This is a genomic window from Kitasatospora sp. NPDC034533, from assembly GCF_055575155.1.
Genome location: NZ_JBVITE010000004.1, coordinates 70,646 through 93,546, shown reverse-complemented (window position 1 = coordinate 93,546; position 22,901 = coordinate 70,646). Strand labels below are relative to the sequence as shown.

The 22,901-nt window shown below is 75.1% G+C and carries 22 protein-coding genes; 9 read left to right on the top strand and 13 right to left on the bottom strand.

Annotation, left to right across the window (positions count from 1 at the left end):
- Window positions 1–14 precede the first annotated feature (14 nt).
- From ACZ55U_RS04665 to ACZ55U_RS04655, 3 genes are all read right to left on the bottom strand, one after another.
- Window positions 15–692: a response regulator transcription factor gene (locus ACZ55U_RS04665; protein WP_465522399.1), complete on the bottom strand. Its 678-nt coding sequence runs from the start codon at window positions 690–692 to the stop codon at window positions 15–17.
- Window positions 689–2,116 carry a sensor histidine kinase gene (locus ACZ55U_RS04660; protein ID WP_465522397.1) on the bottom strand — a complete coding sequence of 476 codons (1,428 nt, stop codon included), beginning with the start codon at window positions 2,114–2,116 and terminating at the stop codon, window positions 689–691. The genes ACZ55U_RS04665 and ACZ55U_RS04660 overlap by 4 nt, the downstream gene beginning before the upstream one ends.
- A 271-nt stretch (window positions 2,117–2,387) precedes the next feature.
- Window positions 2,388–4,589 carry an MMPL family transporter gene (locus tag ACZ55U_RS04655; RefSeq protein WP_465522395.1) on the bottom strand — a complete coding sequence of 734 codons (2,202 nt, stop codon included), beginning with the start codon at window positions 4,587–4,589 and terminating at the stop codon, window positions 2,388–2,390.
- Between the two features lie 380 nt (window positions 4,590–4,969).
- Here ACZ55U_RS04655 and ACZ55U_RS04650 point away from each other — a divergent pair, with 380 nt between their 5' ends.
- The 3 genes from ACZ55U_RS04650 to ACZ55U_RS04640 are packed head-to-tail and all read left to right on the top strand — an operon-like array spanning window position 4,970 to window position 8,166.
- Window positions 4,970–6,094, top strand: a complete 1,125-nt coding sequence (locus ACZ55U_RS04650; protein ID WP_465522393.1) for a DegT/DnrJ/EryC1/StrS family aminotransferase — start codon at window positions 4,970–4,972, stop codon at window positions 6,092–6,094.
- A gap of 22 nt (window positions 6,095–6,116) precedes the next feature.
- The gene (locus tag ACZ55U_RS04645) at window positions 6,117–7,061 is read left to right on the top strand and encodes an NAD-dependent epimerase/dehydratase family protein (protein WP_465522391.1); all 945 of its coding nucleotides are present in this window, start codon (window positions 6,117–6,119) and stop codon (window positions 7,059–7,061) included.
- Between the two features lie 13 nt (window positions 7,062–7,074).
- Window positions 7,075–8,166: a glycosyltransferase family protein gene (locus ACZ55U_RS04640; protein ID WP_465522389.1), complete on the top strand. Its 1,092-nt coding sequence runs from the start codon at window positions 7,075–7,077 to the stop codon at window positions 8,164–8,166.
- 193 nt (window positions 8,167–8,359) lie between these two features.
- Here the strand turns inward: ACZ55U_RS04640 and ACZ55U_RS04635 are convergent, their stop codons facing one another.
- The 3 genes from ACZ55U_RS04635 to ACZ55U_RS04625 all read right to left on the bottom strand — a co-directional run bounded on the left by ACZ55U_RS04635 (window position 8,360) and on the right by ACZ55U_RS04625 (window position 10,914).
- Window positions 8,360–9,115: a polysaccharide deacetylase family protein gene (locus tag ACZ55U_RS04635; protein WP_465522387.1), complete on the bottom strand. Its 756-nt coding sequence runs from the start codon at window positions 9,113–9,115 to the stop codon at window positions 8,360–8,362.
- A complete protein-coding gene (locus tag ACZ55U_RS04630; RefSeq protein ID WP_465522385.1) occupies window positions 9,112–9,945 on the bottom strand; it encodes an SDR family NAD(P)-dependent oxidoreductase in 834 nt (277 codons plus the stop codon). Before ACZ55U_RS04630 ends, ACZ55U_RS04635 begins: the two co-directional genes overlap by 4 nt.
- Window positions 9,946–10,023: 78 nt before the next feature.
- Window positions 10,024–10,914 (bottom strand): DMT family transporter, encoded by an 891-nt coding sequence (locus ACZ55U_RS04625; protein WP_465522383.1) that lies wholly within the window; start codon window positions 10,912–10,914, stop codon window positions 10,024–10,026.
- A 217-nt stretch (window positions 10,915–11,131) separates the two neighbouring features.
- Here ACZ55U_RS04625 and ACZ55U_RS04620 point away from each other — a divergent pair, with 217 nt between their 5' ends.
- The gene (locus tag ACZ55U_RS04620; protein ID WP_465522381.1) at window positions 11,132–11,854 is read left to right on the top strand and encodes a DUF981 family protein; all 723 of its coding nucleotides are present in this window, start codon (window positions 11,132–11,134) and stop codon (window positions 11,852–11,854) included.
- Window positions 11,855–11,909: 55 nt separating this feature from the next.
- On the opposite strand, the gene bla is transcribed toward ACZ55U_RS04620, so the two are convergent.
- Together bla and ACZ55U_RS04610 are read right to left on the bottom strand one after the other, a co-directional pair.
- On the bottom strand, window positions 11,910–12,854 hold the full coding sequence (bla, locus tag ACZ55U_RS04615) for a class A beta-lactamase (protein WP_465522379.1): 945 nt from the start codon (window positions 12,852–12,854) through the stop codon (window positions 11,910–11,912).
- A 103-nt stretch (window positions 12,855–12,957) separates the two neighbouring features.
- Window positions 12,958–13,761, bottom strand: a complete 804-nt coding sequence (locus ACZ55U_RS04610) for an SAM-dependent methyltransferase (RefSeq protein WP_465522377.1) — start codon at window positions 13,759–13,761, stop codon at window positions 12,958–12,960.
- A 251-nt stretch (window positions 13,762–14,012) separates the two neighbouring features.
- Here ACZ55U_RS04610 and ACZ55U_RS04605 point away from each other — a divergent pair, with 251 nt between their 5' ends.
- Window positions 14,013–14,663, top strand: a complete 651-nt coding sequence (locus tag ACZ55U_RS04605) for an RNA polymerase sigma factor (RefSeq protein ID WP_465522375.1) — start codon at window positions 14,013–14,015, stop codon at window positions 14,661–14,663.
- Window positions 14,660–15,391: a hypothetical protein gene (locus ACZ55U_RS04600; RefSeq protein WP_465522373.1), complete on the top strand. Its 732-nt coding sequence runs from the start codon at window positions 14,660–14,662 to the stop codon at window positions 15,389–15,391. The genes ACZ55U_RS04605 and ACZ55U_RS04600 overlap by 4 nt, the downstream gene beginning before the upstream one ends.
- A 29-nt stretch (window positions 15,392–15,420) precedes the next feature.
- Here ACZ55U_RS04600 and ACZ55U_RS04595 read toward each other — a convergent pair whose 3' ends face one another.
- The 5 genes from ACZ55U_RS04595 to ACZ55U_RS04575 all read right to left on the bottom strand — a co-directional run bounded on the left by ACZ55U_RS04595 (window position 15,421) and on the right by ACZ55U_RS04575 (window position 20,087).
- On the bottom strand, window positions 15,421–17,118 hold the full coding sequence (locus tag ACZ55U_RS04595; RefSeq protein WP_465522371.1) for a condensation domain-containing protein: 1,698 nt from the start codon (window positions 17,116–17,118) through the stop codon (window positions 15,421–15,423).
- A 111-nt stretch (window positions 17,119–17,229) separates the two neighbouring features.
- A complete protein-coding gene (locus tag ACZ55U_RS04590) occupies window positions 17,230–17,907 on the bottom strand; it encodes a 4'-phosphopantetheinyl transferase family protein (protein WP_465522369.1) in 678 nt (225 codons plus the stop codon).
- The gene (locus ACZ55U_RS04585; protein ID WP_465522367.1) at window positions 17,904–18,737 is read right to left on the bottom strand and encodes a hypothetical protein; all 834 of its coding nucleotides are present in this window, start codon (window positions 18,735–18,737) and stop codon (window positions 17,904–17,906) included. Before ACZ55U_RS04585 ends, ACZ55U_RS04590 begins: the two co-directional genes overlap by 4 nt.
- Before the next feature lie 4 nt (window positions 18,738–18,741).
- Window positions 18,742–19,032 carry a phosphopantetheine-binding protein gene (locus ACZ55U_RS04580; RefSeq protein WP_380700059.1) on the bottom strand — a complete coding sequence of 97 codons (291 nt, stop codon included), beginning with the start codon at window positions 19,030–19,032 and terminating at the stop codon, window positions 18,742–18,744.
- Between the two features lie 122 nt (window positions 19,033–19,154).
- Window positions 19,155–20,087, bottom strand: a complete 933-nt coding sequence (locus tag ACZ55U_RS04575; RefSeq protein ID WP_465522365.1) for a 3-oxoacyl-[acyl-carrier-protein] synthase III C-terminal domain-containing protein — start codon at window positions 20,085–20,087, stop codon at window positions 19,155–19,157.
- 141 nt (window positions 20,088–20,228) lie between these two features.
- Between ACZ55U_RS04575 and ACZ55U_RS04570 the strand changes: the two genes are divergently transcribed.
- From ACZ55U_RS04570 to ACZ55U_RS04560, 3 genes are all read left to right on the top strand, one after another.
- On the top strand, window positions 20,229–20,528 hold the full coding sequence (locus ACZ55U_RS04570; protein ID WP_465522363.1) for a hypothetical protein: 300 nt from the start codon (window positions 20,229–20,231) through the stop codon (window positions 20,526–20,528).
- The gene (locus tag ACZ55U_RS04565) at window positions 20,525–21,670 is read left to right on the top strand and encodes a glycosyltransferase (RefSeq protein ID WP_465522361.1); all 1,146 of its coding nucleotides are present in this window, start codon (window positions 20,525–20,527) and stop codon (window positions 21,668–21,670) included. Before ACZ55U_RS04570 ends, ACZ55U_RS04565 begins: the two co-directional genes overlap by 4 nt.
- 174 nt (window positions 21,671–21,844) lie before the next feature.
- A complete protein-coding gene (locus tag ACZ55U_RS04560) occupies window positions 21,845–22,819 on the top strand; it encodes an ATP-binding cassette domain-containing protein (RefSeq protein ID WP_465522359.1) in 975 nt (324 codons plus the stop codon).
- The last annotated feature ends 82 nt before the right edge of the window (window positions 22,820–22,901 follow it).

Genomic DNA, 22,901 nt, shown 5'->3' with positions numbered 1-22,901 from the left:
CGCTCGCCGTCCGCTCAGGCCGGGCGGCCGGGCGGCACCAGGCCGGTCTGATAGGCGATGGCGACCAGCTGGGCGCGGTCGCGGGCGTCCAGCTTGGACATCGCCCGGTGGACGTGGGTCCGGACGGTGAAGGGGCTGACGAACATGCGCTCGGCGATCTCCTCGTTGGTGAGGCCGGTGGCAGCCATCGACATCACCTCGCGCTCACGGGCGGTGAGCACGGACAGCCGCTCGCTCGCCGGGGTGGCGGACGCCTGGTCGGGCTGGGCCAGCAACTGGTCGATCACGGCGCGGGTGGCGGCGGGCGAGAGCAGCGGCTCGCCCGCCGCGACGGTGCGGACGGCGGCGAGCAGTTCGTTCGGGTCCGCGCCCTTGCCGAGGAAGCCACCGGCGCCCGCGCGCAGCGCCTGGGCCACGTACTCGTCGATCTCGAAGGTGGTGAGGATGAGCACCCGGGTGCCGGCCAGCTCCTCGTCGCCGCAGATCTCGGCGGTGGCGCCGAGGCCGTCGGTGCCGGGCATCCGGATGTCCATCAGCACGACGTCGGGCTTGGTGGCCCGGGCGAGTTCGACGGCCTCCCGGCCGTCGGCGGCCTCGCCGACCACCTCCATGTCCTCCTCCGCCTCGATCAGCATGCGGAAGGCGCCGCGCAGCAGGGCCTGGTCGTCGGCGAGCAGTACCCGGATGGTCATGCGTGGTCCCTGTCCTCTCGAACGGCGCGGTCCACTCGGGCGGCGCGGTCGTCCTGTCCTTCGGCTGGTGCCGGGCGGTCGGTGAGGCCGTCGCGAACGGCGTCGGCGGTGCGGTCGGTGTGGTCCGCGCGCGCGGCACGGTCGGGGTGGTCGACGCGGGCGGTGCGGGCCGCCCGGGCCACCTCGGCGGCGGTGAGGGCGGCCGCCGGCTGGGGGCCGTCGTCCCGGGCGCCGGTGCGCAGCGGCAGTTCGGCGGTGACCAGGAAGCCGCCGTCGGGCTGCCGGTCGGCGCTGAGCCGGCCACCGATCGCCCCGGCCCGTTCGCGCATGCCGATCAGGCCGAAGCCGCTCTCGCCCGGGGGGTGCTGGGGCCGGGGCACGGCACGGGAGCGGCCGGTCGCGGTCGGCCGGCCGTTGGCGACGCTGACGGCGACCCGGCTCCCGCTGAAGGCCAGGGTGATCTCGGCGTCCGCGCCGTGGGCGTGCTTGGCCACGTTGGTCAACGACTCCTGGACGATCCGGTAGGCGGTGAGGTCCACGCCGGGCGACAGCGGGCGGGCCTCGCCCTCGACGGTGAGCCGGACCGGTAGCCCGGCCCGCTCGAAGGTGCCGATCAGCTCGGGCAGCCGGTCGAGGCCGGGGGCGGGTTCGAGCGGGGCGGGCTCCTCGGCGCGGCGCAGCAGGCCGACGGTGGCGCGCAGTTCCTGGAGAGCCGAGCCGGTGGCGTCGGTGATGTGGCTGAGCACCTCGCGGGCCTTCACGGGGTGGCGGTCCATGAGGTGGACGGCGATGGCGGCCTGGGCGTTGGCGAGGGCGATGTGGTGGGCCACGACGTCGTGGAGGTCCCGGGCGATCCGGATCCGTTCGTCGGCGACCCTCCGGCGGGCCTCCTCCTCGCGGGTGCGCTCGGCCCGTTCGGCGCGCTCCTCGATGGCCGCGAGGTGGACGCGGCGGTTGCGGATGGAGTCACCGAGGGCGCCAGGCAGCAGGGCCCAGGCCAGGACGCTGATCCGTTCGCCGATTCCCCCGCCGGGACCGAACAGCAGGGCGGTCCCGGTGAGCAGCACGGCTGTGAGGACCGAGACGCGGAAGGCGGTGGAGCGGTCGGTGTGGACGGCGAGGAAGTAGAGCGCGAGCAGCAGCGGGGCGGCCAGCATCGGGGTGAGCCGGGGGCTGCTCCAGGCGAGCAGCATGGTGCAGAACAGCGTGAAGAGCACCACCGCGAGCGGCCGGCGGCGGTGGAAGAACACCGCGAAGGCCGCGATGAGAGCGAGGACGCAGGTCGTCGGGTCGGCATCGACGAACTTCCCTGCGTTCTGGTCGGTGGTGGCGCCGAGGAGAGTGGTCGCGATCAGGAGCATGCCTCCGGCGGCGTCGAGCAGCCGGGGATGGTCGCGGCGAAGGCGCTGCCAGGTGTCGCTCATGCTCGTGTTCTCCGGGTCGGGGGGCTGGCCGCGCCCTCGCCGGGCGGTGCCGGTTCGTGCCGCGCCGGCCCCGGCGAGGGGGGACGGCGGGGCGCGGTCGGGGGCCGTCGCGCGTGCGACGGCCCCTGACATCAACGGTAACGGTTGGGCCCGAACGAGCGTCCGAGCCGACCGGCGCCGGACCTGGTCCCGGCAGTGCCGGGCAGATCCTGGGTGGCGCCCGGCCCGGCCCCCGTCACGGCGGGCCGGGCCGGGCGGGCGGTACCGGCTGTCAGACGGTGACCGGGGCCCGGTCCGGGGTGGACTCGGGGGCGGCGGCCTCCAGCTTGCTGCCCTCGACGTCCACGTCCGGTATCAGCCGGTCGAGCCAGCCCGGCAGCCACCAGGCGCGGCGGCCGAGCAGGGCGAGGACGGCCGGGACGACCGTCATCCGGACGATGAAGGCGTCGAAGGCGACGGCGGCGGCGAGGCCCAGACCCATCATCTTGATCATCGGCTCACTCATCCCGATGAAGCCGGCGAAGACGGCGATCATGATGAACGCGGCGGCGGTGACCACCCGGGCGTTGTGCCGGAAACCGGTGACGATCGCCTCGTCGGGGGACTCGCCGTGGACGAAGCCCTCGCGGATCCGGGTGACGAGGAAGACCTCGTAGTCCATGGCGAGGCCGAAGACCACACCGATCATGAAGATCGGCATCATGCTCATCACCGGCCCGGTCTGCTCCACGCCGATCAGATCGGCCAGCCAGCCCCACTGGAAGACGGCGACCACGGCGCCGAGCGCGGCGGCCACCGAGAGCAGGAAGCCGAGCGCCGCCTTCAGCGGGACGAGGACGGAGCGGAAGACCACCAGCAGCAGCAGGACGGCCAGGCCGACGACCACGGCGAGGTAGGGCAGCAGCGCGTCGGAGAGCTTCTGCGAGACGTCGATGTTCATCGCCGTGGTGCCGCTGACCAGGACCGTCGCCCCGGTGGCCGACTTCAGGCCGGCCGCGTCGCCACGGATGGCGTGCACGATGTCCTTGGTCTCGGCGTCGCTCGGACCGGTGGCCGGGACGGCGTTCAGGATGGCCGTGTCACCCGCCTTGTTGAACACCGGCGGTGTCACCGCGACGACCCCGGGCACACCGGAGACCTTCTTCTCGACCTCGTTGGCGGCGGCCTTCGGGTCGGCGGCGCCCTTGACGTCGACCATGACCATCAACGGGCCGTTGAAGCCCGGGCCGAAGCCCTCGGAGAGCAGGTCGTAGGCGCGGCGCTGGGTGGTCGAGGTCGGCTTGGCCTCGTCACCCGGCAGACCGAGTCGCAGGTCGAGCGCCGGGGCGGCGAGCACCCCGAGGCCGATCACACCGCCGAGCAGCACCGCGAGCGGACGGCGCACGACGAAGCGGGCCCAGCGGGCGCCGCCGTTCTCCTTCGCGGCCGGAGCCGCCGCACCGCGGGCCTTGCGGGCCTTGCGCGGCAGCGCCCTGCGGCCGAGGAAGCCGAGCAGCGCGGGGACCAGGGTGAGCGCGACCAGCACGGCGATGACGACCGTCCCGGCGGCGGCCATGCCCATCTTGGCCAGGATCGGGATGCCGACCACGGAGAGGCCGGCGAGCGCGATCACCACGGTGAGGCCGGCGAAGACCACCGCGGACCCGGCGGTGCCGACCGCCCGGCCGGCCGCCTCCTGGGGTGCCCGGCCCTCGGCGAGCTCCGCGCGGTAGCGGGAGACGATGAACAGCGCGTAGTCGATGCCGACCGCGAGGCCGAGCATCATCGCGAGCGTGCCGGTGGTGGAGGAGAGCCCGAGCGTGCTGCCGAGCGCCGTGATCAGCGACATGCCGAGGCCGACGCCGACGATCGCGGTGAACAGCGGCAGTCCGGCCGCGAGCAGCGAGCCGAAGGTGATCACCAGGACGACGGCGGACAGCGCCATGCCGATCGCCTCGCTGCTGCCCCCCGCCTCGGGCTTGGCCATCAGCGCGTTGCCGCCGATCTCGACCTTGAGCCCGGCGTCCCGGCCGTGCTGGGCGGCCTGCTCCAGGGTGTCGGTGGCGGCCTTGGAGACCTCGCCCGCCTTGGCGGAGTAGTTGACCGTCGCGTACGCGGTGGTGCCGTCCTTGGAGACGGCGCCCTGCGTCTTGAACGGGTTCACCGCGCCGGTGACCTGCTCGGACTTGGCGACCTCGTCGACCGTGCGCTCGACCGCCTGCTGGTTGGGGGCGGCGGTGATCTTCTGGCCGGAGGGGGCGACGAACACGATGCGCGCCGAGGCCCCGTCGGCGTGGCCGCCGGGGAAGCGCTCGTTCATCAGGTCGAAGGCCTTCTGCGCTTCCGTGCCGGGCATCGCGAAGCCGTCGTCGGGTGCGGCGGGCGCCTTGGCCGCCAGGACCCCGACGGCGGCCAGTACGGCGACCCAGAGGAAGGTCACCAGTCGGCGCCGGACGAAGGTCCATCGGCCCAGACGGTAGAGGAACGTGGCCACGGGAGAGCGGACTCCTTCGGATGGGGTTCTCGGAACGGGACGCACCACGGCGGGCCGGACGTCCTGGTGGACGCGGTCCGCCGCAGCATGACCAATCCTTGATCGCCGGCCCGTCATCCGTCGTCATCTCTGTGCAGGCCGTTTGCGTACTACGGACGCAGTAGGGCCCTCCCCCGTACGGAGGAGCGCACGCCCCGCCCCGGAAGCAGTGCTCCGACCTGCGGCGGAAGCGGATTCGGTCACTCGTGCGGGCGGCGACGGCGGGCCGCGGCCCGGTGGGCGAAGTAGCGTGATCCTCCTGACCCGTCCGCTTTCCGTGCGGTTCGGGAGGATCCGACCCGATCGGTGCTGCTTCCGCAGCCCGCCGCCGGAGGTGCCCCATGGGCGTTCCAGCCGCCCGCATCGTGTTCGACGAGAGCGACCGCGCGGCGGTCGCCGAAGCGGTGACCGAGATGCTCGGCACCGGCTCGCTCACCCTCGGCCCGTGGACCGAGCGCTTCGAGCAGGCCTTCGCCGCCGAGCACGGCGCCTCGCACGCCGTCGCGGTGAGCAGCGGCACGGCGGCACTGGAGGTGATCCTGCGCAGCGTCGGCGTCCGGGGCCGCGACGTGGTCGTCCCCGCCGTCACCTTCTACGCGACCGCGGGCGCGGTGCTGCACGCGGGCGGCCGCCCGGTGTTCGCCGACGTCGACCCGGCCACCCTCGCGCTCTCCCCCGAGACCCTGGAGGCCGCACTCACCCCCGACACCGCCGCCGTCGTCCTGGTGCACATCGGCGGGCTGGTCGGACCGCAGGCCGGCGCCCTGCGAGCGCTGTGCGACCGGCGCGGCGTCCCGCTGGTCGAGGACGCCGCGCACGCCCACGGCAGCAGCTTCGACGGACGCGCCGCCGGGACCTTCGGCCTGGCCGGAGCCTTCTCCTTCTACCCGACCAAGGTCACCACCAGCGGCGAGGGCGGGATGATCCTCACCGAGTCGCCGGAGCTTCGCGACGAGGCCCGGGTCTACCGCGACCAGGGCAAGGGCTCCTTCACCACCAACCACCACGTCAAGCCCGGCTACGCCTGGCGGATGAGCGAGCCGCACGCCGCGATCGGCGCGGTGCACCTGCGCCGGCTGAAGGAGTTCATCGAGACCCGCCGGGCCGTCGCCCGCCGCTACGACGCGGCGCTGGCCGGACTGGACGGCCTCGACCCGGTGCTCGAACCGCCGGGCTGCCGCGGCAACTACTACAAGTACGTGGCGCTGCTGCCCGCCGGGGTGGACCGGGCGGAGTTCAAGCGGCTGGTGGCCGAGGAGCACGGGGTGCGGCTGTCCGGCGAGGTCTACGACCTGCCGCTGCACCTCCAGCCGGTGCTCGCCCCCTACCGGCGCGGGCCGCTGCCGGTGGCCGAGGACGTCTGCGCCCGGCAGGTCTGCCTGCCGGTGCACTCCGACATGACCGAGGACGAGACGGAACAGGTGGTCGACGCCGTCTCCGCGGTGCTCCGGCGCCTGGCCGGGTGACCGGAGCGAAGGGAGCAAGACCGTGCGGATCGCCGTCACCGGGGGCTGCGGGTTCATCGGTTCACACGTCGTGGACCACCTGATCGCGGCCGGCCACGACGTCCTCGCCGTGGACACCACCGACAAGTACCTCAACCCGGACGCCGAGCACGCGAGGCTCGACGTCCTCGACCTCAAGGCCCTGACGGCGGCGCTGGCCGGCAGCGAGGTGGTCTACCACCTGGCCGCGATGGCCGACGTCGAGCAGGTGTCCGCCGACCCGGTCGGCGCGGTGCGGAGCAACATCGGCGGCACCGAGGCCGTCCTGGAGGCCGCCCGGCGCGGCGGTCTGAGCCGGACGGTGCTGGCGAGCACCGTCTGGGTCTACGGCGCCGCCCTCTCCGACGGGCAACTCGACGGCGGTGAGCAGGAGCTGGACGAGCACGTGCCGATCGAGCTGGAGCACAGCGGCCACCTGTACGTGGCCACCAAGCTCGCCTCCGAGATGCTGGTGCACAGCTACCGCGAGCTCTACGGGCAGCACTTCACCATCCTGCGCTACGGCATCCCGTACGGCCCCCGGATGCGGGACGAGCTGGTCGTCGCCCGGTTCGTCCAGGCCGCGCTGGCCGGGCGGCCGATCACCATCGCCGGGGACGGCCGGCAGAGCCGCAACTTCGTCTACGTCGAGGACCTCGCCGACGCCCACGTCCGGGCGCTCTCCCCCGACGCCGAGGACCAGACCTTCGCGCTGGAGGGCTCGACGCCCGTCACGGTGCGGGACATCGCCGACACCGTGGACCGGCTGCTGGGGCCCGTCAGCATCGAGCACATCGACGGGCGGAAGGCCGACTACACGGGGCGGCGGATCTCCTCGGCCCAGGCCAAGCGGCTGCTGGGCTGGTCGCCGCGGACCAACTTCACGGACGGCGTGCGGCGGTACGCGGACTGGTACCGGGCCTCCGTCCCCCCGGCCGCCCGCACCTGACGGGGGCCGCCCGATGCCGCACGCCCTGCTGGTCTCCGGCTCGCTCGGCCAGGGCCACGACGTGATGGCGCAGGCCTGCGCCGACACCCTGCGGGGGCGCGGCTGGACCACCCACACCGTCGACGCCATGGCCCTGCTCGGGCAGCGTTCGGGCGCCGCCGGGGAGGCCGTGTTCCGCCGGCTGCTCGACCTGCCCGGGGTCTACGACGCCTTCCACTTCTCCGCCCTGCGGCCGGGGGCCCGGATCGCGCTGCTCGCCGACGCGGCGGCCCGCGGCCGGCTGGTCCCCGCACTGCGGGAACTGGTCGGGGCGCAGCGCCCGCAGCTGGTGGTCTCGGTGTTCGCCACCGCGACCTCCGCCGTCAACCGGGTGCTGCGGCAGGCGCCGGAGCGGGAGTTCCGGCACTTCGTGTTCTGCACCGACGCGACACCGCACCGGCTCTGGGTGCAGGAGGGGACGGACCTGTTCCTGGTCACCTCGGAGGTCGCCGCGTGCGCGGTGCGGCGCCACCGGCCGGAGGCCGACATCGTCGTCGTGCCCGCGCCGCTGCGCCGGCCCTTCTACCGGCCGCCGACCCGGGCCGCGGCGCGCTCGGCGCTGGGCGTGCCGGACGGTGCCCGGTGCGTGCTGCTGATGTCGGGCGCCTGGGGGCTCGGCCCGCTCGCCCGCACCGCCGACGCGCTGGCCGCCGCCGGGCCGCACGTGCTCGCGGTGGCGGGGCGCAACCGCGAACTGGAGCGCCGGCTGCGGGCCGCCGCGCGCCGGCAGCCCCGGCTCCACCCCTTCGGCTTCACCGACCGCGTCCCCGAGCTGATGTCCGCCGCCGACCTGGTGGTCACCAGCTCGGGCGACACCTGCGGCGAGGCCCGGGCGCTGGGCCGGCGGCTGTTGCTCCTCGACGTGGTGCAGGGGCACGGCCGCGACAACCTCCAGCACGAGCTGGAGCTCGGCCATGCCGAGGTCGCCACCGCCCGCCCCGCCGAGGTGGTCCGCAACGCCCTCGCCGCGCTGGGCCGCCCCGAGCCCCCGCCGAGCCCCGGCGCCACGCCGGAGGCGTGGCAGGAGGGCTTCGGGACGGCGCTGCGGCGGATCGGGCTGGGGTAGCCGGGGCGCAGGAGCCGGGAGCAGGCCGGTGAGCCCGGCAGCCGACGGTGGCCGACGGCCGGAGGCGAGCCCACGGTGATCAGCGGAAGCACCGGTGCCGTGGCGCGGGTGGGCCCACCGTGGCCCCCGGCAGGCCCGTCGCGCCCGGGGCTCGCCGGTGCCTGTCCGCGAACGCCGCACACCCCACCGCCGCTCAACGGCGGCCGGGCGGCACCCCGTGGTCGCGCAGCGGGCCGAGGGTGAGCCCGCGCGCCCGGCAGTGGGCCGCGATCAGCGGCAGGGAGGCGAGAGTGGCGCGCCAGGAGCCGGGCGCGGAGGTGCAGTCGGAGTCGTGCAGCAGGAGGGTGGCTCCGGCGGTGAGGCCGGGGCGGGCGGTCGTGTAGACGGACTCGCCGGTGGCCCCCGCCGTCCAGTCGCGGCCCCAGGCGGTCCACAGCACGCTGCGCAGCCCGAGGCGGCGGGCGGCCAGGGCCGGGCCGGCGGTCAGGACGCCGTACGGCGGGCGGTACCACTGCGGGCGCGCTCCGCAGAGTCCGGCCACGGCCTCGGTGGCGCGGCGCAGTTCGCGCAGGTCGCGGGCGGGGGCCGGGTACGGCTGCTTCCGGTGGTACCAGCCGTGGACGGCCACCTCGTGGCCGCGCGCCACCAGCTCGCGGCCGAGCGCGGGGGCGCGCTCCAGCATGCCGCCGAGCAGGAAGAAGGTGGCGCGGGCGCCGAGTTCGTCCAGCGCGTCGAGGACGTACGGGGTGCCGCGCGGATCGGGGCCGTCGTCGAAGGTCAGGGCGACGTGGCCCGGTGCGGTGCCGTGCCCGGCGGTGCGGCGGGCCAGGGTGCGGCGCAGCGGCGGCAGCCGGACGGCGGCCGGGGCGAGGTGCAGGAACTCGACGGCTGAGGCGGCGGCGAGCGCTGCCGCGGCGACGGTGCCCGCCCGGTGCGCGGCGGCGCTCACCCGAAGCGCGCGGCCATCCGGCGGAACACGCCGGGCGCCACGCCGTGGACGCGGGCCGGAAAGCCGAGCCACTGCGGGACGTAGAGCCGGTCGCGCCCGGTGACGATGGTCGCGACCACGGTGTCCGCGACCCGTTCCGCCGGGACCGGGCGCGGGCGCTCGCGCTGGTACGGGGTGCCGCGCCGGTCGAAGAACGGGGTGTCCACCGCCCCCGGCAGCACCAGGCACACCCCCACCCCGGTGCCGCGCAGCTCGTACCAGAGGCTCTCCGCGAACATCGCCAGCCCGCCCTTGGTGGCGGCGTACCCGGACTCCTCGCGCACGCCGACCTGGCCGGCCATCGAGCCGATCAGCACGATCCGCCCGCGCCGGCGCTCCAGCATGCCGGGCAGCAGCAGGCGGACCAGGCGCAGCGGGGCGGCGAGGTTGACCTCGATCATCCGGTCCAGGGTGTCGGAGGGCGTCTGCGCGTACGGGCCGCGCCAGCCCAGGCCGGCGCTGGCGACCAGGGCGTCCACCCGGCCGGCCCCGGCCAGGGCGGCCTCGGCGAGACGGGCCGGGCCGTCCGGCTTGGCCAGGTCCTCGGGCAGCGCCCGGCCGCCGGTGCGGTCGGCGAGTTGGTCGAGCCGCGCGCGGTCGGTGCCGGAGAGCAGGGTGTGCCAGCCTGCGTCGGCCAGGCGGGTGGCGGTGGCGAGGCCGATCCCCGAGGAGGCGCCCGTGATCAGCGCGACGGGACGGCCGGGCCGCTCCGCCCGGTGCTTCGGGGCCTCGGCGTCCGTGACGTCCTTCGGATCCGACCTCCGGGGCCGGGGGTGGGGCTCCTCCGTCATCGGGCACCTGCCGCTCTGTGACCGGTTCGCCGTCCGTTTTGTCCGGCAAGTCACCTTCGCACGGCAGCGCCGTCCGGGCTACCGGGGCGGCGGGGCGGCCGACTCCGACTCGGCGTCCCGGCGCCGGACGGACAGCTCGGCGGACTCGCCCTCCAGTTCGCCGAAGCGGGAGAGCGCGAAGGTGCCGCCCATCGCGATCGCGAAGCCCGTCAGCGCGCACCACTCGAACCCGGGCCGGGTGGCGTCCCCGAGCGCCGCCAAGCCGACCAGGGCCGGGCCGAAGGTCTCGGTCACCGTTCCGGCGGCGGTCGCGGCCGTCACCGTGCCGCGCTGCAACGCCAGGGCGTAGGCGAGGTAGCCGCCGAGGCCGCCGCCGGCGAGGGCGTAGGCGGCGGGGTCCGTGAGGACGGCGACCGGGCCGGAGGCGTCCAGGACCCGGACGGCCAGGCTGTTCACGCCGAAGCCGACCCCGGCCAGCAGGCCCAGACCGGCCGCGGCCGCCGTGCCGTCCCGGCGCGCCAGGGCCAGGGTGGCGAGCAGCACGGCGGCTGCGGTGGCGAGCAGCGACCAGTGGAAGGCGGGCGCGGCGTGGTTGTGCCCCGCCTGCCCGGAGCCGAACGCCAGCAGGGTCAGCCCGACGACGACCGCGAGGATGGCCGCGAGGTCCCCCCGGCGCAGCCGCGCGCCCAGCAACCAGACGGCGGCCACCGCGGTGACGGCCAGGCTGGCGTTGGTGACGGCCTGCACCAGGAACAGCGGGAGGGTGCGCAGCGCGACGATGCTCAGCACGAAACCGACGATGTCCAGCAGCGTGCCGGCGATGAACTGCCAGGAGCGCAGCAGAGCCGCCAGCAGACCCGCCCGGACCCGGTCGGCGCGCGGGGCCGACCGTGCCCCGCGGGCCTGGCAGACCGCCCCGAAGCCGAAGCAGACGGTGGCGACCAGCGCGGTGGTGAGTCCCAGCAGCATGCCTCTCCCAGCGTCGCGGGGCAGCGTCGGTCCCTGTCCAGTCTGTGCCAGGCGCCGCGCGGGCGCTCGGGTGAGGAGGTCGAGGGCGCGCGGGGCGTCGACGGCGGGCCCCGCCGGTCCACGCGGGCGGGGCGGTCGGGGCGGCGCGGGTGGGCCCGCCGGGTGAACCGCCGCGGCGCGGGGTGTGGCGACGGAGCGCGCTGCCCATGCCTCACCCATGACTCAGCACGTCATGCCGCTCGCCGCATCCGGCCTGAAGATCGACTGGGCCCGGATGCCGACGTACAACACGATCATGTCGGTGGCCGCCGGGGCCGGACTGCTCCTCGTGGTGGCCCTGGGCCGCCTGATCCTCCTGCGCCGGGTCGGCACCACGCTCGACGGCTGGGCGCTGGCCTTCGCGGCGCTCGGGTTCACGCTCGTCACCACCGGCCTGCACATGACCCTGACCTGGCCGCTGGCCGGGCAGGGGTTCCCGTTCGACAACGTCATCTTCGGCGAACCCGCCCTGGCGTTCGGCGTCTTCCTGCTCACCGCCGCCTTCTACCTCTGGAAGCGCGGCGGCGAGCTCCTCGCCGTGGACGGTGCCGACCGGACGGCCCGGATCGCCGCGCCCATCTCGGTGTTCGTCTTCGGCATGGGGCTCGCCTGTTTCGGCATCGCCGCCGCCGGCTGGAAGTACACGCTGTTCGCCGCCCCGCCCGAGGAGCCCGTCTCCGGGGAGTTCTCGGACTGGCCGTGGCTGGAGGCCGGCTTCATGTCCGGGCTGTACGTGCTGGTCGGTGTCGGGGCTCTGCTCTTCCCGTTCGCGCTGCGCACTCCCAGGCGGTGGATGACCCCGGTGATCGGAGTCGCCTGGGGACTGGCCGGGATCGCCTTCCTGGTCTTCGGCGGGCTGAACTACTTCACCCACATCGGGCTGATCGTCAACACCATGTGAGCCGAGGGCGACCGCGGGGGCCCCGGCGCCCCGACCGCCGGGGCCCGCGCCTGCGCTAGCCGAGCACGGGGACGAGCAGCGCGGCCGTCCGGGCGACCAGCAGGTCGTCCTTGGGGGCGCCGGGGTCGGCGGGCTTGGTGGACAGGACGGAGAGGACGACCGGGGTGCCCCGCGGGGTCCAGGCAATGCCGACGTCGTTGCTGGTGCCGTAGCTGCCGGTGCCGGTCTTGTCGCCGAGGGACCAGTCCGGCGGGAGGCCCTCGCGGAAGCGGTGGACGCTGGTGGTGTTGCCGCGCAGCCAGGTCGTCAGCAGCTCGCGCTTGCGCGGCGGGAGGGCGTCGCCGAGCACGAGGCCGCGGTAGGTGGCTCCGATGGCGTACGGCGTGGTGGTGTCGGTGGCGCGGCCGGGCTCGGCGCTGTTGAGTTCGGGCTCCCATCGGTCCAGCCGGGTGACGCGGTCGCCGACCGAGCGGGCGAAGCGGGTGACGGCGGGCGGGCCGCCGAGTTCGCGGAGCATCAGGTTGGCCGCGGTGTTGTCGCTGTACTCGATGGCGGCGGCGCAGAGCTCGGCGACGGTCATGCCGTTCGCCAGGTTCTCGTCCCTGCTGGTGACCAGTCCGCCGCCGGCCCTGGTGACGTCCTGTGCCGTGTACCGGATCCGCCGGGCGAGGAACTCGCCGTCGCGGTCGAGGTCCCGCAGGACGGCGGCGACCGCGACGGTCTTGAAGACCGAGCAGATCGGGAAGCGCTCGTCCGCGCGGTAGCGGACGGTCCGGCCGGTGGCCAGGTTGCGGGCGTAGACGCCGAGGCGGGCGGAATGCTCCCGTTCGAGGGCGGCGAGGGCGGCGAGGGCCGGGTGGCGGCCGGCGTCGGCGGCCCGTTCGTCCGGTGCCGCCGCGAACGCCGGTCCGCCGGCCGCGGCCGTGACGGCGAGGGCCGCCCCGAGGCCGAGGACGGCGCGGCGGCCGTGGCGGGGTGTTTCCGAAGGGCGCGGGTGCATGCTCCTCCTTCGATCGAATGACGCGGCGCGTGCCGCCTGCTCGATCACCAGGACGCGACCCGAACCCAGACGGTTCGTCAGCCTCGTGAACCGATCGGGTGGTTCACGGCTTGACGGCCACCGCCGCGTACGCCGCGGCCTGCGAGGGGGCGACGGGCGTCTCGCCGGGGGCCGGGCGCCACTGCGGGACGGGGACGAGGCCCGGGTCGAGCAGCGTCCAGCCGTCGAAGAAGCGGGCGATCTCCGGGCGGGTCCGGGCCTGGGCGGCGGTGCCGGCCGAGGAGTAGACGCGGACCAGGTCGGCGACCTCCTCGGGGGCGAACTCGGGGGTGACGTGGGTCATCACCAGGGCACTGCCGGGGGCGAGGGCGGACTTGAGGTGCTCGACCAGCCGATGGGCACCGCGCTCGTCGGGGACGAAGTGGAGCAGGGCGTTGAGGGAGAGCGCGACGGGCCGGGCGAGGTCGATGGTCTCGCGCAGGCCGGGGGCGGCGAGCAGTCCGGCCGGGTCGGTGACGTCGGCCTCGACGTAGGCGGTGCGGCCCTCGGGGGTGCCGGTGAGCAGGGCCTGGGCGTGGGAGAGCACGATCGGGTCGTTGTCGGCGTAGACCACCCGGGCGCTCGGCCGGACGCCCTGGGCGATCTCGTGCAGGTTGGGAGAGGTCGGGATGCCGGTGCCGATGTCGAGGAACTGGTCGAAACCGGCCTCGGCCAGCACCCGGGTCGAGCGGTGCATGAAGGAGCGGTTGGCCCGGGCCCCGGTGCGCACCCAGGGCGCCACCGCGAGGGCGTGCCCGGCGGCCTCCCGGTCGGCGGCGAAGTTGGTGAAGCCGCCGAGGAAGTAGTCGTACATCCGGGCCGAGTGCGGCACGTTCAACCGCAGGTCCACGCCGTCGTAAAGGCCCATCCCGATCCCCCTCGCCCGCGTTCCCGATCGGCTCCGATCCCGATCGGTCGTTTGCTGCCCAGGGCAGCCGGGGGCCAATCACGGTCCGAACACCTTCCCGGTGTTCCTATGAATCGCTGAAGCCCATGAGATGACAATCTGTATTCGGATTGCAGCCTGGAGTGACAGGCCTGATGGAATGAGGATGGGCACGGACAGCCCGACCCTCGGGTGGCCCGGCGAGCAGCCGACGGCCACGGAAAGCAGGCTCGATGACGATCGACAGGGGTGCCGCCGTGCGCGGGCACCGGGGTGCGACCACCGTGGCGTGCACCGGCCGGACGGCGGCCGAGCGGGCGGACGGCCCGGAGCCCGGCCTCCGCTCCGAGCACGGCCCCCGCCTGGACCTCGCCTACGCCGCGTTCTGCGAGACCCATGAACCCGCTTGGCACGCCCTGGCGTTGACCCGGATAGGCAACCGGGCCGACGCGGCGCTGGTGGTGAGGGCGGTGAAGGCCGATCTGTCCCGCTACTGGCCGCAGGTGCTGCGGTTCGAGGAACCGGCCGCCTACGCCTGGCGGTTGGCCAACCGGCACGTCGCCGACTGGGTGGCCGCCGAGGAGCCGGTCGAGGTGGAGGCGGTGACCTTCGCGGCGGTGATCGGCGCCTTCAAACAGGTGGCCAAGGGGCTGCTGCACAGCGAGGCGGACGAGGTGCGGCTGTACGCGGCCATCCTCGAACTCCCGGACCGGCAGCGGGACGTGGTGATCCTGCGGTACCTGCTGGGCCTGCACGTCCAGGTGATCGCGGCGTACCTGGGGCGGCCGGCGGCGACGGTGCACTCCAACCTGCGGCACGCCCGGGACCGGCTGGCACGCGGCCTCGGGGTGCGCGAACTCCCGGACCGGGGAGGAGAACCGTGACGGAGAGAGTCCGGCCACCGGCCCCGGGCGGGCCGGGCCTGACCGACGAGGGCACCCCGGTGTTCCGGGTGCCCCGGCCCCAGCGCCCGCACGCGCAACGGATCGCCGCCGTGCGCCAGGCCCGGGTCACGGCCGCGCCCGCCCACCTGCCGTCGGAGCACGAGCAGGCCGCCTTCGAACTCGGCCTGGTGGTGGTCCTGGTGCTGGGCGCGCCCGAGGCCTCGCGCGGGCTCGACCTGCTGGTGAACGCGCGCCGGATCGAGCCGGAGGGCGCGGAGGTGTTCGGCGCGCTGCTGTACGCGACCGGCAGGGAGGAGGGCGCCGAGTTCTGGTGGCGCTTCGCGGCCGGGTCGGGCAGCGGGACGGCCGCCTACTGCCTGCACCTGCACCATCTGATGCTCGGGGAGACCGACGACGCCGACTACTGGCGGGCCTGGTCCGACCAGCTCACCAAGACCGAACGTCCGCCCGGGCCACGGACGTTGAGGGCGGCCAGACCGCTGCTGCCGGACGACGTCCGGCGGGACATCCTCTCCCGGGTGCACCGGGGGCTCGCCCCGCAGCTGCCTCCGGCGCTGGTCGCGGTGATCGACCGGCTGCCGGTGCGGGACGACGGCGAGGAGGAGGTGCCGACCCCGTGGGGGCTGACCTCCGGAGCGACCTCCGCCTGCTGCCGGGCGGGCCTCCCCCGGGGGTCGGCGGACGGCCACCGGAGCCCGACCGGGTGAGCGCCGCGCGGACCGCCGCGCTCATCCGTTCAGGTGAGCGCGGCCAGCCGGACCACCACGTCCCGGTCCCGCCCGCTCCCGGCCTCGGTCCGCTCCCCCACCGCCGTGGCGTGCCGCACGACGTAGTGGTGCGGCGCCATCGCGGTGTCCCGGCCGGCCAGAGCGGCGACCACGGCGCGGTGGGCGTCGACGGGGCCGAACCCGGCGTGCGCCGCGGGGACCTCGGCCACCAGCCTGCCCCCGATCACCGAGAGCCGGTGCTCGCCGAGGGCGCTGTCGAGCAGCTCGCGGACGGCCGCGAGATCGATCCAGGAGCCGTCGACCAGCCGCCACTCGCCGCGACCCCCCGTCGGCGGGCCCGGCGCGGCGGGCAGGTCGGCGAGCGGCACCGGGCCTTCGGCGGCGGCCGTGAGCACGGTCGACAGCGCCAGGGCGAAGCGCTCGGTCTCCTCCGGGTCGAGCACCTGGGGGCAGGCGAGCAGCGAGAAGTCCAGGCTGCCGGTGATCCGCAGGATGGTGAACATCAGCCGGACCGGCAGCGGCGGGGCGGGCAGCACGGTGAGTTCGGGGTCGGCCGCCGGCTGCGGCCGGGCGTCGGCGACGGCGGCCGGGACCGTCAGGCTCAGGTCGTTGACGACCACCTGTCGGGAGAACCTGGCCCCGCGCACATGGGCCGCGTCCTCCACCAGCCGCCAGACCCGTTCGGCGTCCAGGGCGCTGTGCCAGTAGGCGGTCAGCGAAGCGGACTTGGTGCGGCCGATCAGCTGGTCGAGATCGGTGACGCCGGTGTCCAGCAGGATCAGGGCGTCCTGCGCGAGGGTGCCGACGTGGTCGACCAGGGTGGCGCGCCGACGGTTGGCGGACAGGGCCGAGAGCACCAGCTCCCTGCGGCCGGAGCGGTGGGCGACCAGCGCGGCGAACGCGGAGAGCAGGACGACGGACGGGCTGGCGCCGGTGCGCCGGCAGACGGCGGCGAGGTGGCCGGCGGCGGTGCGCGAGCGGACCAGCAGCGCGTTGTGGTCGCGCGGCGGGCCGGTGATCCGGGTGTCCGCGAAGACGACCTGCGGGCCGGTGGTCAGGACCCGGGCCCAGTGCCGCAGGGCGGCGGCGGACCTGCGGCGGCCCTGGAGGCCCTGCTCCGCGCCGGCGATCCGCAGCGGGGTCGGCGCGGTGACGGGAGGCAGTTCCTTCCCGGCGGCGAGGGCGTGCCAGTCCTGGACCAGCACCGCGGTGGCGGCGCCGTCGGCGCCCGCGTGGCACACCACCGCGACCAGCCGCAGCAGCCGCTCACCGGCGGCGACCAGGGTGAACCGGATGCGCGGCGGCGCGCCGAGATCCACCGGGACGGCGACATCGGCACGCGCCAACTCGTAGGCCAGCGCGTCCAGTTCGCCGTCGGATCGGCCGCCCGCCTCGACCACGGTGACGGTGAACCGGCCGCCCGGGTGCACCACCTGGCGGTCCGGGAAGCCATCCGGACCGGGGCCCGCGGGGAACGACGTCCGCAGTGACTCGTGCCGCTCGACCAGCAGGCGCAGGGCGACCAGCCCGGAGGAGACCGAGGTGCCGTCGGGCACCGGCCAGACGGACTCCTTGTTGATCTGCTCGGGGGCGTCCCGCCGGATGCAGCGGATCATGTTGTCCTGGCCGCGGGTGAGCGGGCCGCAGCCGCCGCTCTCGGCGGCGTACCGGACGGTGATCCGCCTGATGGCCGGTTTCGGTGTCACGTCGTACGCGCCTTTCGGCTCGCCCGGAAGGGCTCGACAGGATGTGACCGGGACGCTACCAGCGCGCTCGCAAACTGGTCCAGACCAAAGATCGCCACAACCGACTCACCGTCAATGTGCTCTCCAGTAGTGCGAGTTGACATGTATAGGCGAGTCTCCGAGGGCCGCGACGGCAGCCCGGAACGGCCCCGGGACGGCAACGTCACAGAGCCGGGCGGGCCCGGCACCGAGCCCGCCCGGGTCGGCCACCACCACCGGCGACGGACCGGCCACCGGCACCCCGAAGGACTGTGCCAGCCGCCCCCCGTACGCTTTGACGCAGGCCTCGCGGCGGCACCACAGCGCGGTGAACCGCGCCGCCCGCTCGGCGGGTTCGGCGGGCTCGGCGACGAACCGCGCCTCCTCGGCCGGGAACCAGCGGGTCGCCATCCGCTCCGCGCTCCGGGCGTCGTGGAGTCCCTCGACGTCGACGCCGACCGCCCGGCCCTCGGCCAGGGCCAGCACCGCGCGGGCCCCCGAGGCCGACCAGCTGACCCGCAGCCCGCCGGCGCCCGCCGGCTCGGGCTTGCCGTGCCGGCCGTACCGCCAGACCAGCCCGGCCGGGCGGACGCCGAGCCGCTCGGCCACCAGCCGCCGGACGGCACCGCGCACCACGGTGAAGCGGTCGCGCAGCTCCCGGTCCGCCCCCGCCGCCCGGGCGCGCTCCACCGGATCCAGCAGATGGCGCAACTCCGCTGCCACGCCCGCTGGTTGACAGGTGTCGATCAGCCAGAGGTCGACCGCCGTCATGGCAGGGTCAGCGTGCTGAGCACGCCGAGCCGCCGGTCGTACCCGGCCACCAGCACGGGCCGACCCTCAGCGCGCCACCCGGGCAGGCGCTCGGCCAGCTCCGCCCAGACGCCGGTGAACGGCTGGGCCGGCGGGGCTTGATCGACGCCGACGCCGGGCCCGGAGCCCGCACCGAAGCCGGGCCCGGAGCCCTCATCGAAGCCGGGCCCGAGCAGCACCACCGCCTCGGGCCCGAGCTGCCCGGCCTCGGCCCGGACGGCCTCCTTCGGAGACGGCACGCCCCGGGTCTGCCGCACGGCCAGCCCGGCGCCGGAGGTCCGCTCGCAGACCAGCACCACCGCCGCGTGCCGTTCGGGCAGTGCCACCGGCTCGGGCGGTTCGTGGTGCAGCGCGGTCTGCTCGGCCAGCACCACCACGGCCCGGCGGCAGCCGCCGGTGCGCTGGTGGGCGGCGGCCAGCCGCAGGGCGGTGAAGGCCGCCGCGCCGCCCTGGTCGCATACCGCGAAGGCGAGCGGATCGCCCGGGACGGACCGGCTGAGCGCCAGTGAGGACGGCGCGCCCGGCCGCACGTCCGGGGTGTCGAAGGCCAGGACCAGCAGGTCCACCGGTTCGTCCTCGGCGAGCGCCTCGCGCAGCGGTCCGGCGGCCAGTTCCTCGTAGGAGTGGCCGACGCCCTCCTCCAGCAGGTCCTCCCGCAGCGGAAGGCCGTAGGGGCGGACGAGGTCGGAGACGAAGACCCGCAGGTCCGGATCGAGCGAGGCCTGCGAGCGGCCGTCGAAGCGGCGGGCCAGCGCCCGGGTGAGCCGCAGGCCGTCGGGGCCGGGGGCCACCCGGTCAGTCCTCGGGGATGACGTGCCCGGCGACGTAGTCGGCCAGCCTGGTGACCGACCGCAGGTCGTCCTCGGTGATCTGCTCGACGTCCACCTGGATGTCCAGCGACTCCTCCAGCTCCAGGATCAGTTCGATGGTGCCGGCCGAGGTGAGGCCGAGGTCGTCGAAGAGGCAGGCGTCCTGCGGGATCTCGGGCAGTTCGCGCTTGAGGACGCGCGGCAGGAGTTCGCCGATGCCGTGCAGGATGCGCTCGCGCAGCTCGGGGTCAGTGGTCTGGACCACGGCTTCTGACATGGGTGTCCCGTCCCGTCGTACGTGGGATGTGCGCTCCGGGGCTCGCTGCGCCCGGGGCTCTGGGGTGGTGTGGAGGTGGCGCCGGTGTCCGGACGGCGGTGTCCGGCGGAACCGGCGGGCCGTCAGTACCGCATCGCCATCGCGGAGAAGGTGGCTCCGACACCGGCGGCGGCGATCAGGTAGTGGTCACCGCGGCGGATCAGCCCCCGCGTGGTGGCGGTGTGGAGGTTGATGAGGCTGTCCGAGGCGAAACTGTGCCCCACGGACCGCACGTTGTCCAGCACGACTTTCCCGACCGGGTAGCCGATGCGGCGCGCGATCATCCGCCAGGACGCCTGGTTGACGTTGTGCGGCAGGATAGCGGCGAGGTCGCCCAGGTCCAGACCGGCCTCCTCCAGGGCGGCCTCGATCGCCTCCACCATCACGTTCGGGTACTCCCGCTGGTAGCGGGCCAGCAGGTCCGGGTCCTCGGCCAGCCGGCCGTCGAACTCCGGGCGCTGGCGCACCGCGAAGGAGAGCATCCGGTGGCGCTCGCCGTCGGCGCTGACCAGGCAGGCGGCCGCGCCCTCGGCGAAGATGCCGGTCTCGGGCACCACCTGGGCGTCCCGGGTGAAGGTCTTCTCCCCGGTCAGCACCAGCGCGAGCGCGGCCGGATCGGGTTCGGCCGCGAGCAGCCGGCCGGCCAGGTCGATGGCCAGCAGGCCCACCGCACAGGCGTGGTGGGTCACCGTGAAGGCGTTGGCGTGCGCGAGCCCGCGGGCGTCGAGCACCTCGTGCAGCGGATTGAGTGGGTGGGGCACCGCCACCGGCATGCTGCGGGCGTGGATCACGAAGCGGACGTCGCTCTCGCGTCCACGCAGCTCCGGCAGTTTCTCCAGGGCGGCGTCGAGCAGGTCGGGCAGCGTCCCGGCCCGGTCCAGACGGAGCTGGTCCAGGCCGTGGAAGCGGCGGAAGAGACGGAGTTGACGTGGGGTCAGGCCGATGCGCTCGCCCACCGCCTCGATGGGCACGGCGTGTGGGGGGAGGTGAACGGCCACTGCCTCCAGTGCGGTCACGCGGGCTAGTATTCCGACGCCCGCCGGGTCGCACAAGTGATCTCGGGCCCTCCGCCGTCGCCGCCGCACCCCGGAAGCCGCCAACTGCGCTCCGGTACGGCCGCGTTCACCCCACGCCGTCGAGCAGGTGGGAGATCTCTCATGACGAACCCTGAACCCCGCTACCCCGCGGCCCCGTTGAACCGGGAGCTGGTCGCCCTCCTGGTCGAGGTGGCCGGCGCCCCGCCCGGCTGGGCGCGCCACGTCACGCCGGACGCCCGGCTGGACGGCGACCTCCTGCTGGACGAGGACGAACTCGCCGAACTGACCGAGCGGCTGCGCGAGCGCTTCGGCCCGTCGGCCGACCTGGCCGCGCTGCGCGCCGGGCTGGACCTGGCCGCCCTGGAGGCGCTGACCGTCGCCGACGTGCAGCGTCTGCTCCCCGAGGAGGACCCCCGATGACCCGGTTCCTGCTGGTGATGCCACCGCTGACCGGCCACGTCAACCCGGCCGCGGGCATCGCCGCCGAGCTGACCGCGCGCGGCCACCAGGTCGCCTGGAGCGGCACCGAGTCGGTGCTGCGCCCGCTGCTCGGCCCCGGGGCCGAGGTGCTCGGCACCGGCACCCGGGCGTTCCGGGCCCAGAGCGGGCACGGGCTGGCCGCCCTGCGCTCGCTCTGGGAGGGCTTCGTCGTCCCGTACGCGCGGTTCACCGCGAAGCCGCTGGACGCGATCGTGCGCGAGTGGCGGCCGGACGTCCTGCTGGTCGACCAGCACACTCCGGCGGGTGCGCTGGTCGCGCACCGGCACGGCCTGCCGTGGGCGAGCTTCGCGCCCGGGGCGATGGAACTGGGCCGCCCCTACCGGGCGTTGCCGCAGGTCGAGGCCTGGATGACCGGACTGCTGCGCGGGTTGTGGGAGCGCGCCAAGCTCCCCGCCGACGAGTACCTCGACCCGCGCTCCTCCCCCGCCCTGGTGCTGGCGACCACCGGCCCGGCGCTGACCGGATCGGCCCCGCCGCCGGAGCACGCGCTGGTCGGGCCGGTGCTGTCGGCGCGCCCGCACGAGCCGGACTTCCCCTGGGAGCGGCTGCTGCCCGGCCGTCGGCGGGTGCTGGTCACCATGGGCACGCTGGCCGGCGAGCTGGGCGCGGACTTCCTCGGCCGGGCCGTGCGGGCGCTGGAGCTGTGCGGCGAGGACGTGCAGCCGGTGATCGCGGCTCCGCGCGGCCTGCTGCCCGAACTCCCCTCCCGGGTGGTCGCGGTGGAGCGGGCGCCGGTGCTGGAGCTGATGGCGCGCGGCGAGCTGGACGCGGTGCTCTGCCACGGCGGGATGAACACCGTGGGCGAGGCGCTGGCGCACGGCCTGCCGCTGGTCACCGCGCCGATCCGGCACGACCAGCCGTTCGTCGCCGCGCAGGTGGCGGCGAGCGGAGCGGGCCTGCGGGTGCCGTTCGCGCGCGTCACCCCGGACCGGCTGGCGGAGGCGCTGCGGGCCGTACTCGATCCAACGGGCCACCGGCAGCGGGCGGTTCAGGTGGGAAGGGCCCTGCTGGCCGGCGGGGGTGCGGCGGTCGCGGCGGACCGTCTGGAGGCGCTCGGCTGAACGGGCCGGAGCCAAGCCCCCTTAGCAGACCGGGAGATCGCAGGTCCATTGGTCTAGGCCATTGTTTCCGGGGCGGGGTTCACCCTAGGGTGTCGCAGCAGCACCGCCCTCCGCAGGTGCCGAGCCCCGCCTTTCCAGGTGCCGTGGCAGCCCATCCCCGCACGGGAGTTCCGGTTGATCGAGACCGCGGGACTGCGCAAGTCCTACCGCAAGAAGACCTCCCGCCGCAGCGGTGAGAACCCCACCGTCGACGCCGTCCGCTGCATCGACCTGTCGGTCGCCGCTGGCGAGATCTACGGCTTCCTCGGCCCCAACGGTGCCGGGAAGACCACCACCCTGCGCATGCTGGCCACCCTGATCCGCCCGGACGGCGGACGGGCCACCATCGCCGGGGCCGACCTGTTCACCGACCCGGCCGGGGTCCGCCGGCGGATCGGCTACGTCGCCCAGGGCGGCGGCACCACCGACAACGTCAGCGGCCGGGAGGAACTGGTCCTCCAGGCCCGGATGTACGGCGCCGCCAAGGCGCGGGCCGCCCAGGCCGCCGAGGACGCGCTCAAGTCCTTCGACCTGGGCGAGTTCGGCGACCGGCCGTGCGCCACCTACTCCGGCGGCCAGCGCCGCCGGGTGGACATCGCCCTCGGGGTCATCCACCAGCCCCGGGTGCTCTTCCTGGACGAGCCCACCGTCGGCCTGGACCCGGCCAGCCGGGCGCACGTCTGGGAGGAGATCCGCCGGCTGCGCACCGAGGGCATGACGGTGGTCGTCACCACCCACTACCTGGACGAGGCCGACGCGCTCTGCGACCGGGTCGCGATCGTCGACCACGGCCAGGTGGTCGCCGAGGGCACCCCCGAGGCGCTCAAGCGCGAGATCTCCGGCGACGTGGTGCTGATCGGCCTGGACGCCGCGGAGGCCGCCTTCGAGCGGGCGGCCGCGGTGCTGCGCCCGCAGCCCTACCTGCACCGGCTGGAGCCCAACGGGGACGAGGGGCTGCGGCTGTACCTGGAGGACGGCGCTGCCGCCATCCCGCAACTGCTGCGCGCCCTGGACGCGGCCGGGCTCACGCCCGGCACCGTGCAGCTCCAACGGCCCAGCCTGGACGACGTGTTCCTGGCTCGCACCGGCCGCTCGTTGCGGCAGGCCTGACCGGCGCCCGCCGTCCGCCGAGGACGTCCCGACCGCGGACGTCCCGAGCACGGACGTCCCGGCTCGGAATACGTCCCGGCCG